20 protein-coding genes are annotated in these 12,477 nt (G+C 67.5%); 14 read left to right on the plus strand and 6 right to left on the minus strand.

Annotated elements, in window-relative coordinates; all coding sequences use genetic code 11:
• Together J2T57_RS07230 and J2T57_RS07235 are read right to left on the minus strand one after the other, a co-directional pair.
• The gene (locus J2T57_RS07230) at positions 1–468 is read right to left on the minus strand and encodes a hypothetical protein (protein ID WP_253476305.1); all 468 of its coding nucleotides are present in this window, start codon (positions 466–468) and stop codon (positions 1–3) included.
• A gap of 44 nt (positions 469–512) precedes the next feature.
• Positions 513–890, minus strand: coding sequence for a hypothetical protein (locus tag J2T57_RS07235; RefSeq protein ID WP_253476307.1), 378 nt, complete (start codon positions 888–890; stop codon positions 513–515).
• 321 nt (positions 891–1,211) lie between these two features.
• Here J2T57_RS07235 and J2T57_RS07240 point away from each other — a divergent pair, with 321 nt between their 5' ends.
• The 13 genes from J2T57_RS07240 to J2T57_RS07300 all read left to right on the plus strand — a co-directional run bounded on the left by J2T57_RS07240 (position 1,212) and on the right by J2T57_RS07300 (position 7,948).
• Entirely contained in the window at positions 1,212–1,370 is a 159-nt protein-coding gene (locus J2T57_RS07240) for a hypothetical protein (protein WP_253476309.1), read from the plus strand.
• Positions 1,367–1,531 carry a hypothetical protein gene (locus J2T57_RS07245; RefSeq protein ID WP_253476311.1) on the plus strand — a complete coding sequence of 55 codons (165 nt, stop codon included), beginning with the start codon at positions 1,367–1,369 and terminating at the stop codon, positions 1,529–1,531. The genes J2T57_RS07240 and J2T57_RS07245 overlap by 4 nt, the downstream gene beginning before the upstream one ends.
• Positions 1,528–1,800 (plus strand): hypothetical protein, encoded by a 273-nt coding sequence (locus J2T57_RS07250; RefSeq protein WP_253476313.1) that lies wholly within the window; start codon positions 1,528–1,530, stop codon positions 1,798–1,800. Before J2T57_RS07245 ends, J2T57_RS07250 begins: the two co-directional genes overlap by 4 nt.
• Entirely contained in the window at positions 1,794–2,021 is a 228-nt protein-coding gene (locus J2T57_RS07255) for a hypothetical protein (protein ID WP_253476315.1), read from the plus strand. Before J2T57_RS07250 ends, J2T57_RS07255 begins: the two co-directional genes overlap by 7 nt.
• Positions 2,018–2,335 (plus strand): hypothetical protein, encoded by a 318-nt coding sequence (locus tag J2T57_RS07260; protein ID WP_253476316.1) that lies wholly within the window; start codon positions 2,018–2,020, stop codon positions 2,333–2,335. Before J2T57_RS07255 ends, J2T57_RS07260 begins: the two co-directional genes overlap by 4 nt.
• On the plus strand, positions 2,332–2,844 hold the full coding sequence (locus tag J2T57_RS07265) for a hypothetical protein (protein WP_253476318.1): 513 nt from the start codon (positions 2,332–2,334) through the stop codon (positions 2,842–2,844). Before J2T57_RS07260 ends, J2T57_RS07265 begins: the two co-directional genes overlap by 4 nt.
• Positions 2,845–2,937: 93 nt before the next feature.
• On the plus strand, positions 2,938–3,873 hold the full coding sequence (locus J2T57_RS07270; protein ID WP_253476320.1) for a hypothetical protein: 936 nt from the start codon (positions 2,938–2,940) through the stop codon (positions 3,871–3,873).
• A 54-nt stretch (positions 3,874–3,927) separates the two neighbouring features.
• Positions 3,928–4,740, plus strand: coding sequence for a hypothetical protein (locus tag J2T57_RS07275; protein WP_253476322.1), 813 nt, complete (start codon positions 3,928–3,930; stop codon positions 4,738–4,740).
• Positions 4,741–4,843: 103 nt separating this feature from the next.
• Positions 4,844–5,236 (plus strand): UbiA family prenyltransferase, encoded by a 393-nt coding sequence (locus tag J2T57_RS07280; protein ID WP_253476324.1) that lies wholly within the window; start codon positions 4,844–4,846, stop codon positions 5,234–5,236.
• Between the two features lie 99 nt (positions 5,237–5,335).
• Entirely contained in the window at positions 5,336–5,566 is a 231-nt protein-coding gene (locus J2T57_RS07285) for a hypothetical protein (protein ID WP_253476326.1), read from the plus strand.
• Between the two features lie 154 nt (positions 5,567–5,720).
• Positions 5,721–5,912, plus strand: coding sequence for a hypothetical protein (locus J2T57_RS07290; protein WP_253476328.1), 192 nt, complete (start codon positions 5,721–5,723; stop codon positions 5,910–5,912).
• Positions 5,913–5,988: 76 nt separating this feature from the next.
• Positions 5,989–6,603, plus strand: coding sequence for a dATP/dGTP pyrophosphohydrolase domain-containing protein (locus J2T57_RS07295; RefSeq protein ID WP_253476330.1), 615 nt, complete (start codon positions 5,989–5,991; stop codon positions 6,601–6,603).
• Positions 6,604–6,658: 55 nt separating this feature from the next.
• On the plus strand, positions 6,659–7,948 hold the full coding sequence (locus J2T57_RS07300) for a hypothetical protein (protein WP_253476332.1): 1,290 nt from the start codon (positions 6,659–6,661) through the stop codon (positions 7,946–7,948).
• 57 nt (positions 7,949–8,005) lie between these two features.
• Here the strand turns inward: J2T57_RS07300 and J2T57_RS07305 are convergent, their stop codons facing one another.
• Both J2T57_RS07305 and J2T57_RS07310 read right to left on the minus strand, forming a co-directional pair.
• Positions 8,006–8,725, minus strand: a complete 720-nt coding sequence (locus J2T57_RS07305) for a hypothetical protein (protein WP_253476333.1) — start codon at positions 8,723–8,725, stop codon at positions 8,006–8,008.
• Entirely contained in the window at positions 8,649–9,068 is a 420-nt protein-coding gene (locus J2T57_RS07310) for a hypothetical protein (RefSeq protein ID WP_253476334.1), read from the minus strand. Before J2T57_RS07310 ends, J2T57_RS07305 begins: the two co-directional genes overlap by 77 nt.
• Before the next feature lie 251 nt (positions 9,069–9,319).
• Here J2T57_RS07310 and J2T57_RS07315 point away from each other — a divergent pair, with 251 nt between their 5' ends.
• Entirely contained in the window at positions 9,320–10,024 is a 705-nt protein-coding gene (locus J2T57_RS07315; protein WP_253476335.1) for a hypothetical protein, read from the plus strand.
• Here the strand turns inward: J2T57_RS07315 and J2T57_RS07320 are convergent.
• Together J2T57_RS07320 and J2T57_RS07325 are read right to left on the minus strand one after the other, a co-directional pair.
• Complete coding sequence (locus J2T57_RS07320) at positions 10,021–10,653, minus strand: DUF3085 domain-containing protein (protein WP_253476336.1); 633 nt, start codon at positions 10,651–10,653, stop codon at positions 10,021–10,023. The two genes, J2T57_RS07315 and J2T57_RS07320, sit on opposite strands and share 4 nt — an antisense overlap.
• Before the next feature lie 356 nt (positions 10,654–11,009).
• Positions 11,010–12,434 (minus strand): sigma-54 dependent transcriptional regulator, encoded by a 1,425-nt coding sequence (locus J2T57_RS07325; RefSeq protein WP_253476337.1) that lies wholly within the window; start codon positions 12,432–12,434, stop codon positions 11,010–11,012.
• Positions 12,435–12,477 lie beyond the last annotated feature (43 nt).

The raw sequence follows: 12,477 nt of genomic DNA on the forward strand, positions 1-12,477 counted from the left end.
CTAGTTGGGGCCTTCCAGTTCCACGCGCACGCACTCGCAGGCCCGTACCCGAACGCTCCCCTCCCAGTTGATGTTGTTCATCAGCTGCTGCGTGCGCGCGGTGTAGGTGTGGCGCTGGGCCGGGATGTCCGCATAGGTCATCGCGCCAAGCGCGTTCGAGCCACAGCTCGGCCCGGGGTTGGGCGATGGGAAGACGTGGTTGGTGAAGTTGGGGCCGACCCCGTCCAGGTTCATCTGGACAACAGCGCTCGTGCGGTAGGAGACGTAGAAGGTGACGGTCCCTGTGCCCGCCCTGCGGCACTCGGGGAGCGACTCGGTGACGTCATCGACAACGTCGAGTATGTCGTCAACGAAAGACGATGAGCCATCCCCACTGCCGCCACCACCCCCCTCGTCCAGGCAGCCGGCGAGCAGAAGCGCGGCGGCGGCAGATCCGATCAGAGTTTTGAATCGGTGTCGTGCGGACATGGGTCACCTCGAGGTGGTGGCTGGGGCGTCGGCGTGCGGCGCGGTCAGCGCCCCTGCCATCGCCATCCGGTGAGAACCGAATCCCAGCGCAATCGCCGGTCGTGGGTCATGCTGCTGTTCTTGTTTGACTCGGCTTCTCCGTACGAGCGGAAGGTCTGATAGCAGTCTGGCCCCGACACCAGAGAGCGGCCGGCGTTGTCATAGCGCGCCCGGACGTGGTCGCCGAAGTGGAGTATCATGGAGGGGGCGCGGTAGGTAGAGCGATCGTGCTCGAAGATGGCAGAGTAATAAGCAACGCCGGAGTAGCTCATCTTGCAATAGGCAAAGCCCTGATTTGCAGCCGAATGGCTCGCCGGGGCGATGAGTGTCGCCGCGAGGAGAAGGGGCGCGATGCGTATTGGCAGGCGAAAGGCGGATCTCATTGGCTCGTCCTCTGGGTGTTCAGTGTCTGAATGGCTCGCAGGCGACCGCTGCCGCCCCCTGCTCGCCGATAGCCCGCCTCGTCTCTGTCCATCACCCACCCGTCAGTCTTGTTGTTGTTTGCCGTGTCTCTAGATACTAGGCACGGTCCGGCGCGCGCGACCACCCCCAAATGGGGGTGACTTGCGCGAGGCGTGCCGCGCGGCGGAGGACGGGCCCTGTTCGTGGCGGGTCAGGCCACTTGACGTTTAATATATAAACTGTATAATAATTATATCTGAAAAGCAGTCATGCCCAGAATTGCTGACCCCAGGGGGTGTCCGATGGCGCGAAGGCTGCGCTTTGCCGATTTGCCCGAGGCTCAGCAGGCGCAGGCGCGCTCGCGGTTCATCGACGCCAGGGCCGGCGATGGCTATCGCTACGAGCTCGATTGTGACGGCAAGGTGCTCTGCCGACAAAAAGACCGGAGTGGCGTCAGGTGAGCGCCGCCGGCGCGGTGCCGCCGCTCGCGGCCCTGGAGATTGTCCTTGATGCAGTCGGCGTGCGGCAATTCCGGAGCAGCTCCGGGAGCGGCAGTGCCATTGGCACCCGCGAGTACCGCCGCCGCGACCTGTTTGAACCCAATACGGGAGTCACGCCATGAATACCGCGAAAGTCTACCAGGATAGTGCGGGCCGGGATTGCAGCATCAGCCAGATGGTCGCCCGGGAGCCGCAGTGGGCGGCAAGCCGGGTGCAGGCCGGTGAGGCGGCGCTTGAGGAGCTCGTGCGGCTGCGCGCGGCGACAGTCGAGGTGGCCGATGCGCTGCGGGAGATGATCGAGCATCACCTGGTACCAGGCTCTGAGGCCGCCGCCCTTGCCCTGCGGGCAGCGCAGGCGGTTGTCGCGACCAGGGAGCCCCCGGCATGTTAAGGGAGATCACTTGTGCGGTTGTCGGCCACCGCTTTCGCCTTGCCCAGGCGCTCACCGACCAGGCACAGCGCCTTCACTGCACGCGCTGCCGCCGGAGCTACGCGGTGCTTCTGGACAGCAGCCTGCCAGCCGTGCGCTGGGATGCGGACTTCCACCGGCTTTACGCCCACTACGGCGTCGACGTTATCTACCACCCCTGGGAATTCGGGAGAACCCCATGACCATGACCATGAACGAGGACGCCCACGCGCAGCTCACCCACCTTCTTGAGTGCATGCAGCTCGACGCCAACGAGCGCGAGGTGGGGGAGACCGGCGGTGAAGACTGGGCGCGGCAGGCCGAGCAGCGCCAGGCGACGCTTGAGGCGATCCTCCGCGAGGTGCGCGTCATTAAAGCGCACGCGCAGGCGGAGTACCTCAGCGTGCTCGATGTCGACAATAGCGGCGACGGCGAGAGCCTGCTGCTGCACCTCTCAAACGGCACCGTGGCCGACTTCTGCCCGGCACAGTGGGGATTCTCAGTGGAGGGGGCATGAGCGGGATCGTGGTGACACAAGAGTTGATGGCGCACCTGCTCGCCCTGCGTGATCGCGTGGGCGGCACGCCGGGCGTGGCACGCCATCGGGGCTCCCCGGTGCTCCAGGCGCTCATCGACGAGGCCGTGGGGCTTGCGTGCCAGGATCGCGGGGGCAGGTTGCCAGGGCGCTCGATCCGCGCCTGTGCCGAGGCACTGCGGGGTGAGGGCGTGGCGCTTTGCGCGATGCGTGCACTCGACAGCCAGGTGCGTGGGCGCGCCTGCCAGGCGGCTGCCGAGAGCCTTAATGGGTTGCTTGCCGAGGCGCCCGGCAATGGCGAAATCACGGGCCGCGGGGTTGGCCCCGGCGCGCAGGCGGATCTCCGCCACATGGCCGCAGAGCTCTACCAGGCGGCAGGTGCCTACGACATGCCAGAGCGGGTGCTCGATGTGCTGGCCGACATGAAAAACGGAGACCCCATCCGCCATCAAAGCATCCTGCCGGTGCGACCGCCCGGGGTGGGTGACTGACCCCGGGCGCGGGGCAATCCGGACGAGACGCGCGGGTGACGGGGCAGCCCAAAAGCGGCTATCGTGCCCGGACAAGACATCAGGGGGGTGTGAATGGGCGATCGACAGGGGCAGGCAGCAACGGATGAGGCGCTCCGCCAGGAGTGCCTGCGGGAGCTCCTCGACGGGGTGCGCGCGGGACGCTCGGAGACCTGGGCGCGGCGCAGGATCGATGAGATCCTGTCACTTGGCATGAGTGCGGACGGCGTCCTCGGTGCGGCGAGCTATGCCCTTGAGGACAAGGCAGTGGCGCGCCTGCGGGCGCTGCTCCAGGAGTCTGTTTCCATGCGCAGGACCGCGACGCCAGAGCCCTCGCCAGCCACCCGCGAGGCCCCTGACGCACCGGTGGGCGCTGTCGATGAGCCCGCCACCACGAAGCCGAGCATTGATGAGCCGGTCCTGAGCGGCTGGCTGATCTCTCTGCCCGGGCAGGCTGTCATGCTGCTGGCTGTCCTGGCCCTGATTCACATGCTGCCGGCACACCGCCCGCCGGCAATCACCTTCTACACGGACCCGACGTTCTTCGAGCGTTATGTGATTCCGATCGTCTACCATGTCCTGCTCTGGGCCCCGCTGCTTGGCATTGCGGCCTGGCAGCGCAACAGGCACGGCGAGGCGAGCGACTGGCCAGGGGCGCTTGGCCTGCTGCTAAGCCCGGTGTTGCTTGCGGTTGCCTATGCGACACTCGCGGAAGTGCCGCACAATAGCTTCGCCGAGACCTGGGGCGCTGTCGTGGGCGGCGCGCTTGGTCTGGCCGCCCTTGGGGGGGCTCATCGGGGGCCTGCCGGCCTTCCTGGTGAGCCTGCACCCGAAGCTTCGCGAGGCGCGGGGGCTCCTGGTCGTGGCTGGCACCGGGGTGGGCGCGCTGGCCGTCAATTATCTCGTCCGCCTCGGCATCACGCCGATCGGCTAGGCTCTGGCGTGACACACGCAGAGGCCGGTGTGGGCGGCAGCGTGATCAGCCTGCGCGCACGAAATGCTTTACTGTGAGAGCACGCCGGGGGGCGCCGCGCGTGGTCCTCAACGAACCAGGGGGGAGAGAGGATGGGCCAGGAGCGTGATCAGGAGGCAGCCAGGCAGGCGTTTCTTGAGGAGTGTCTGCGCGAGCTCATGGATGGGGTCGCGGCGGGGCGCTCGCGGGTGTGGGTGCGCCACCGGCTGCGCGAGGCGCTCGCCAATGGCGTCTCGCGCTCTACACTCGCCGGGGCCGCGTCCTATGCGCTGACCGGCGGGGCCGCGAGGCGCTTCAGCGTGCTGCTGAGCGAGATCCCGGTACCCGACCGTCCCTCGGCAGGGGATGGTGCGGCTGGCGGTGAGGGCGCCGCCGGTGCAGGTTCGACCCGCACTTCGTTCGCGCAGTTCATGATGTCGTGGCCCGGCCAGGCGCTCGCGCTGCTCGCCCTGCTTGTGACCACCTGGCTTTTGCTCGCCATTGCTCCCGCACGCGTGGTCGAGTTGACCAGTCCGTCGCTCGCCTCGCGCTACCTGCCGCCGGTGCTGATCCATGCGATGATCTGGGCGCCACTCTTTGCCATCGCGGACTGGCAGCAACGTCGTCTGGGCAGAGTGAGCCTCTGGACGCCATGGTTCGGCCTGTATCTGAGCCCCATCCTGTTCATGGGCGCCTACTTTTGGACTGCAGAGACGCCCGCTGAGAGCATGGCGGCGTTCTGGGGACTGGTGTTCCTCGCCATGGTGCGGCTCATGCTGATCGGACTGGTGGTGGCTGGCGCGTTCAGGCTCTGGTACGGCGAGGAGGACGGGCCGCTCAGTCCGCGCTCAGTGGAGATCGTCGTCTTCACCTGCCTTTGCGCGCTTGCCGTGCTGTATTTCATCGGGCTGAACATCGGCGACTGAGCGCCGCGCACGGCGACGACTGGCGCGGGCAGGCTTGGCGCTGGGCGCCGCTGCGCGTTAGCCTGTGGAGCGCCAGTGAGTTGAAGAGAGGAGGCAGACGGACATGTCCGAGACGACCGAGTCACGGCCAGATCCCGCCATGCGAGCGCTGATCGGGCGCCATGTCGAATACGCCGACAGGCTGCGCACCCAGCACACCATCTCCTGGACGCTCTTTGGCGTCGGCATGCTGGTGCTTGCGGTGATCGCGAGTGAGGCAGGCCCTGAGAGCCTGGTCCTCTCCGCCGCCGGGCTGCTGCTCTACGTGCTCTACACCAGAAAGCGCGATCGCCTCGGCGCGGCGCTTGCCACCGAGTGCCGCCAGCTGACCCGGCCGCGCTTTGGCGATGATCACAGGGCGGCGCGGGACTACATCGAGACGCAAAAGCGATTGAGCGGCTGTTACGAAGCACCCCGGGGCAGCGGCCGGGACCCGCAGGCGTGGCTTACCCTGTGAGCCGGTGATGTGCCCTCGTCTGGCTGGCCGAGCTGTCGCTGAACGGTTTTCTGCTCGCACTCGCAGGCCAGGCGATGGCCTCGCCGGAGGAGATTGAGAGTGGGAATGCCAAAGGCAGGCGCATTGCCGGGGTCGGGTTCGTGCTCCTGGAGCGCGCAGCGAGCAAGGGTGCTTGCGGGTAGCGATCATCCGGTGGCAGGCAGTGCCGAGCGCGGCGAGGAGCTGCTCGTGCAGGAGACCCGCCTCGCCAATGATGGCTATCGCTGGCATGCGGTGCGCGCCGGCGCCCGCGCGGGCTGGGTACGTGAGGATCTCATCCGCCTGCGATAGCAAGGTGCCTTACGGTCAGAATGGCGACCCGTATTATTTATTATTCAACAAATTAGAAGATTGACTTAGGTATTCATTAGTGTATAATTAAATAAAGATTGAGCCAGCCCACCACCGCCACCCGGCGGCGCAGGTGGGCGGCGGTGAGGTGAGCATGACCAGACGGACCGTGCGTATCGTGATCGAGGTCTCTGCGGAGACCGAACGGACTGCTGAGGCGCTGCGCGACGAGGTGGCGGGCGTGCTTGGCAACGAGTTCGGGGAGTGCCTGAGCGTCTGTGCCGATGGCAGCGGTGACTTTGATGACGAGCGCTGGAGCCTGGTCGACGCGAGCGTGGTGGCCTGAGTCGCAGGCCAGTGGATGGGCCTACCACCTGCCGGGTGGTGGGCCAGAGTGGAAGGGCCGGGAGGGCAGGGCGCGCATGAGTGAGTCAGCAACGATGCCGACACTTCGCACCTACGATTTTGCAGCACACCTTGAGCGCCAGCGGGCGTTCTCCGAGGAGACCTTCGGTCCCGGGGCGAGAACCCGGGGGCTTGTCGATCACATCCGAAAGGAGATCATCGAGGTGGCGGATGCGCCCGATGACCTGGTGGAGTGGATCGACCTCGCGCTGCTGTTTCTGGATGGCGCCTGGCGCGCCGGACTAAGCGCAGCCGAGGTTCTACTGCTCCTCGGCGCGGGCGGCATGGCCGCCTCCCGGGATCTGGTCACCTACCTCACGGTTGCAGGCGTCGACGCGGCGGAGCTTGAAGAGCCCGGTGCACGCCGTCGTCTTGAGGAGATCGCCCAGCGCCTGGAGGCGGCGGCCGCAGGCGACCGCCCGGCCTGGGTCTCCGGCGCGCGGCACGCGCTCTGTGGTGCGCTTGCCGCCGGGCACAAACCGGGTGCGGTGGCTGGAGCGCTGAACTGGAAGCTTGCCCGCAACGAGGCGCGCGACTGGCCGGACTGGCGAGAGGCCGACCCGGACCGGGCGATCGAGCATCTGCGTGAGCGTCGCGGGCCTGCCGCGGGCCGCGGCTCGGCGCCTGCATGATATAATATTGTGAAATTAATCATCCTGGGACGCCAGTGCCAGGCAGGGGGTATCGATGCGTTTTGACGAAATGACCCAGGACATCCGGATCGCATTCAGCCAGGCGATCACCGCCTGGTATCTGGGCGTGATCCTGCCCTCGCCGCTTCCCCGAGCGGGCTGGCTCGGCGATGATGGCAAGGCGCACGATCCGGCCGCCGAGCGCCATGCCAGGCGCATCAGCCGGCAGCTCGACCGGATGCTGATGACGCGCACCGCCGCGCTCGGCCGTGCGCTTGCAAAGGACGGCCCGGCAAGCCACGCCCCTGAGGGGGAGTGCGCGGTGTTCCATGTGGACACGGTGCACCTGGGGCTCCTCAAGCGCCTTGAGCACTCGGCTCTGATCGAGCAACACCGGCAGTCGATCAGCGAGCACATCGCCGAGCGTCTTGCTGCCGAAATCCAGGCTGGGGATGTCAGCGTCGATGCGGGCAACGCGCCGATCGTCCTCTGCGCGCGGGGCGCCTTGGAGAGCCGGGTGCGCGCCGTGCTTGGTGGCCTGGACGGGGTCCGGGTCGATCAGCCGCGCTCACTGCCAAGACAGCCGCAGGGGCCGCGTGAAGGCCTCGGCGAGGCGCACCGGTATCTGCGCCGCATCACGGGCCTGGTGGCCGAGGCCTGTGGGCACTGGAGCTGCCACCCGGACTATGACCCGATGGAGGAGTTCGCGCGCGATTACCTGGCGCGCCCGTATCGTTTCGATCGCAGCCTGCTCGCGGTCTTCGCCGACGCCGAGCGGGAGCAGCTGATGGGTGGCAGCGGCGCTGCGGCGCAGCGGATCGCCGAGGCGGGCTTTGCAGTCGCCGATCGGCAGGTGACACTCCCGCCCGAGCTCGCCAGACTGATCCTGGACGATGAGGAGTGGGCCCATATCTGCGATTTCAGTGGCCGCGAGGGACTCTCGCTGCTGTCCGCCGCGCTGATCAGGCGCATGCCGGGCGGGGCGATCAGTGTTGGCTACTCGGGGGACCTTGGCGAGGCGCCCCTGCTGCTCGCAGCCGAGCGGATCGTTCCCTTCTCAGGGGCCGCGCCGGAGCCCACCTGGGGCTTCGATGATGATCAGTCGGAGCAGGCGCAGAAGGGGCGTCTGGCGGAACTGAATGCGGCGCTGGGGGCATCCCACCGGCAGCTCGATACCGCCATCTTCGAGGCGCTGCTCGCCCGGGGTCGCATCGAGGAGATCGCGCCGCAGATGATCGACCTGCCGCCGGAGGAGCTCAAGCCCATGGCCGGGCGGGCGGGTCCGCTTGGCAACGACGCTGCCTGCCGGGCAGGCGCCGAGCGCGGGGTGCCGGGGCCGGGCTAGCCCCGGATCGGTACGCCGCACGCCTTCGTCCGCCCTGGGGTGAGCGGGGGCTTGCGGCTACTGCGTGTTGGCGGCGGCACGCATCGCGTCGCGGAAGTCCTCGCAGCTGGCATAGGTCTGCTGGACGCTGCTTGCGACCTCGGTTGAAACCGCAACACCGCCGATCAGTGTCTGCGGACCGAAGTAGAGCCCGTACAGGTTGCCGCCAGGCGTCGTTGCCTCAAGAAAGCCGTCTCCCCCGCAGGGGAAGTCGCGCTCCGAATCCGGCACGAGATCGACAATGATCCTGCTGTCGATGAGATACAGCGAGCCGCCGATTCTGCTTGATGCGGCACGCCCGAAGCTCACCAGGTCGATGCGCCCATCGTCACGGTAGATGACTTCCTGAGCAATGAACGAGTAGCGGCGCAGCTCGCCGTTGAAAAAGTAGGTCAGGTCCGTGATGTCGCGGTGCTCGGAGTTGGCAAAGGGACCGAAATTCACGCCCCCCTCGCCTGTATCATCGGTGAAGCGCGCATCGAAATAAAAGACCACCTCGTCATTGACACGTGCAATGAGGGAGGCGTCATAAATAAACCGCATCCCGGTTCGAGGTACTCCGCTGTGCAAACCCGTGTATTCGACGATGCGGGTGGAGGCTTCACCGTTGAGCGACGCCCCCGGCTGATCGATCCAGGGTAGGATGCCGGGTCCGCAGTCCTCAAGACGGACGTGGAAGTCCTCGATGCGTGTTGCGTCGGTGCGGCCCGTGAGCGCGGGCTCGCCGACGCCGAGCACGGACACACAGTCGTGCGCAATGCTCGATGCCGACGATGGGGTAATACGCCAGGAAACTGTAGGGGTTGCCAAACCGACCATGGAGCAGGAGCTCGCCCGCAAGGAGCGCATTGTCGCCGGACAAATCCGGCTCCTGGTCGAGTAGCCCACCATCATCGAAGCGCTGCCGCTCGGTGAGCTGGAGCATCACGGTTTCGCTGCCAGGCCCGCCCGTATTGCCGCCGCTGCCACCGCCGCTGCCACCGCCGCTGCTACCGCCACCGCCACCGCCAATACACCCGGCAAGTGCAAGCGACAGGGTCACCCCGGCAACACCCTTCAGCCCTCTTTCCAGTCCGCTCACAAGACCCCACCCTTTTGTCTGTCCGTGCACTCGATCGTAGGGGCGCTGGCGCTGACCCGACACCCCCATTTGGGGGGTAAGTGCACGACCGCCACCTCGGTCGAGACACGCACGGCGAGGACCGCGCCGCCCCCTGATCCCTCGCGCCCGCCTCTCCCCGGGTCAACGACCGCATTGGCCGCAGGCACCGGTTTTTGGCTAAACTGCCGCACAAAGGCTTGTCAGGCGCGGGGAGGCGCGGGAGAGGTCGCATGTCGGTTACCGTCTACGATGACAACAACCCCCATCCCGGGGGCTTCAAGGGCATTCGCCTGTCCTACCGCTCACTTGAAAGAGGCCAGCGGCAGCGCTACTACGCGTTTGCCAGATACGCGCCCACCCGGGAGGCGCAGGCGCGTCTGGAGGCCTACGTGGAGCGCCTTGATGCGCGGGTGAAGCGGCTCAATGCGTCGATGGCCGAGCGCACAGGCGCCGATCAGGTCGCCTCTGAGCGCTCCGTGACGGGCGTGCGGGGGATTTCGGCAGGCTTTGCGGTGACCCGCAAGCGCAATGGCCGCGTCTACCACTACCCGGCCTTCCAGACGCCGGGGCGCCACCACTACATCGGTGAACGGCAGGACTACGAGGCGGCCTGGCGCGCGGCGGCCGAGCACCTGGTGGCGCTTGGTCGCGCGCCGTGCGCCGAGGAGATCGCAGAGCGCATGCCCGGGCCCGAGGTCTTCGAGGTGGCGCGCGAGGAGCGCGTGGCGGCTGGCGAGGCCATTCCCAGAAAGGCGCTCCCAAAGGGGCCACCCTTTGCCAATCGCCGCGCCTACCCGACTGACTGGCTGGAGTGGCTGAGTGTCCGGGTCGGCGCGGAACTGGAGCGGCGCCTGGACGCGGGTGCGCGCGATGATTTCGACCCGGTGTCGCTGGAGGAGCGGCTGCGCGCGGAGGCGCGGCGCTACACCGGCTAGTGGAGCCCCGGGTCGGGTGAAGCGCCCGCCTCGCGATCCGAGCGCTCAAGCACGCGGAAACGCTGGGGCTTTAGCTGCGCGTGGAGATCCGGGTAGAACTCGGCAAGCGCGGCGACCACGGCGCCGCGGGGCAGCGTCTCGCTGTGCAGCCGGAACGACTCCGGGTTCATCATGATGGTGATGTAGTCGTCATCGGAGGCCCCTTTGAGGAGCGCCTCCAGGTTATCGAGCGGCAGAAACTCAACACCATCATCGCCGCCGAAGACTTCGCGCTTGCGCTCCCACCAGCCGTCGAAGTCGAAGGCCTCCGGGTCGATCCCCACCGCGTAGGCGCAGAGCGACTCCTTGGAGCCCGGCGCGACCAGCTGGCGCGGCTCGCCATTACTCATGAGGTAGACGCCGGAGTCACCCACCAGGTGGAGCCCGGCGGGGACGCGGCCGAGGTCAATGTCATCGGCCTTGGGGAAGCGCCGCGTGCCATCGGCCTGCATGAGATCAACGCCTGGCTTCAGGTACTCGCCCTCATAGGACTGCGCGAAGGTCGGCGAGTGGAGCGATGCGGACTGGGCGTGCTCGACCAGTGCGCGGACGACACCGACGCGGAAGAAGAGGGGTTTCATCGTGCTCATGGGGTGATCTCCTGTCATGCGTCGCGGCAGTATAGCCGAGGGGGGCGGGTGTGGCGACTGTTTAATTAATATACATTAAAATAATGTAAAAGTCAATCATGGCATACCCGACCGGGGCCGCGCTGCCCGGTTTGATCGGTGGCGGGCAGCGCTCGATCTGTGCGGCGGGACAGTGAGCTTTTGCGCCCAGGCGAGATCGGCGCCGATCCCGGCTCGCTAGGCGACCAGTCGGACTGAGCCAGCCGCGCCGATCCCGCAGCGGGCTCGGCGGCTGGCTTCAGGACTCCGTGGTGGACCCGGGCGAGCGGGAGTCGCCTATTGCACATCGGCGTGGCCACGAGGCACCCTGACGCGCTCTAGTCGCGCTCGATACCGTACTTCCTGAGCTTCTCCACCAGGGTGGTGCGGCGAAGGCCGAGGCGCTCGGCGGCGCGGGCAACGACCCCATCGGCGCTCTCAAGCGCCTGGCGGATCAGCGACTCCTCGAGCCCGGCGATCAACTCCCTGAGATCGACGCCGCCATCCGACCAGTTGACGGCGATCTGTCCGGGGACCGGTGCGCGCTCAAGTGGCGCAACGGGTGTGTGCGCTGGCAGCTCGCGCTGGACCTCCTCGGGATTGCCAGGTTTTGCGCCCTGGTAGCGGGCGGGAAGGTCTTCCAGGGTGATGCGCCCGAATGGCTTGATGATCGCCATGCGCTCGATCAGGTTGGCAAGCTCGCGCACGTTGCCTGGCCAGGCGTGGGCGGCGAGGGCGGAGAGCGCCTGGGGGGTGAAGTGCACGGAGGCGCGGCCGGCCGCCTCAAGGCGCGCGCCAAGCTCATCGACGAGCTCGGGAATGTCGCCCGTGCGCTCGCGCAGCGCCGGCATGTGGATCGGGAAGACATTCAGGCGGTAGAAGAGGTCCTCGCGGAAGAGCCCCTCACGGATGCGCGCCTCGAGATCGCGATGGGTGGCGGCGAGGATGCGCACATCGGCGCGGATGGAGCGGTTGCTGCCAACGCGCTCGAACACCCGCTCCTGGAGCACGCGCAGGAGCTTGACCTGCATGTTGAGGCTCATGTCGCCGATCTCATCGAGGAAGATCGTGCCGCCCTGGGCGAGCTCAAAGCGCCCCTGGCGGGCATTGAGCGCGCCGGTAAACGCCCCCTTCTCGTGGCCGAAGAGCTCGCTTTCGAGGAGTTCGGCGGGGATCGCGCCACAGTTGATCGGCACGAACGCCCCCTCGGACCGGGGGCTTGCCGCGTGGATGGCGCGGGCGACGACCTCCTTGCCGGTGCCCGACTCGCCGAGGATCAGCACGCTCGCCCCGGAGGCCGCGACCTGGCCGATCAGCTGGCGCACCGCGCGCATCGATGTGCTCTGGCCGGCGAGGCGCACGGCGCCTGAGTCCCTCGCCTGCTTGCGCGCCCGCGAGCGGGCGTTGCGGGCGAGCGCCTGGGTGAGGGCGGCTTCGAGCTCCGCCTGGCGCAAGGGCAGCTCGAGGGTGCCGAGGTAGCAGGCTGGCATGGAGGCCCTGGGCGGCGGCGTCCCGCCCGGTGGGGCGAGTGCCAGTGCCGGGATCGCGGGGCTTGCCGTATCGCAGGCGTGGATCACGGAGGTGGCCGGGTCGTTGGCCGCCTCCAGGGTCACCAGGGCGAGCGCGGGGGTGGTGCCGGTGATCAGGGGCAGCGCGGTGTCAGGGGCATGGGCACAGGCCACCTCGTGGCCGGTAAAGCGCAGCACCGCAGCGGTGCGCTCGGCGCGGGCGACATCGCGATCGTAGAGGACAAGTTGCACCACGTGGCGACAGATCCCTTGGCGGCGACGGGCAGATCAATCGCAC

It is taken from the genome of Natronocella acetinitrilica, assembly GCF_024170285.1.
Lineage (GTDB): Bacteria > Pseudomonadota > Gammaproteobacteria > Nitrococcales > Aquisalimonadaceae > Natronocella > Natronocella acetinitrilica.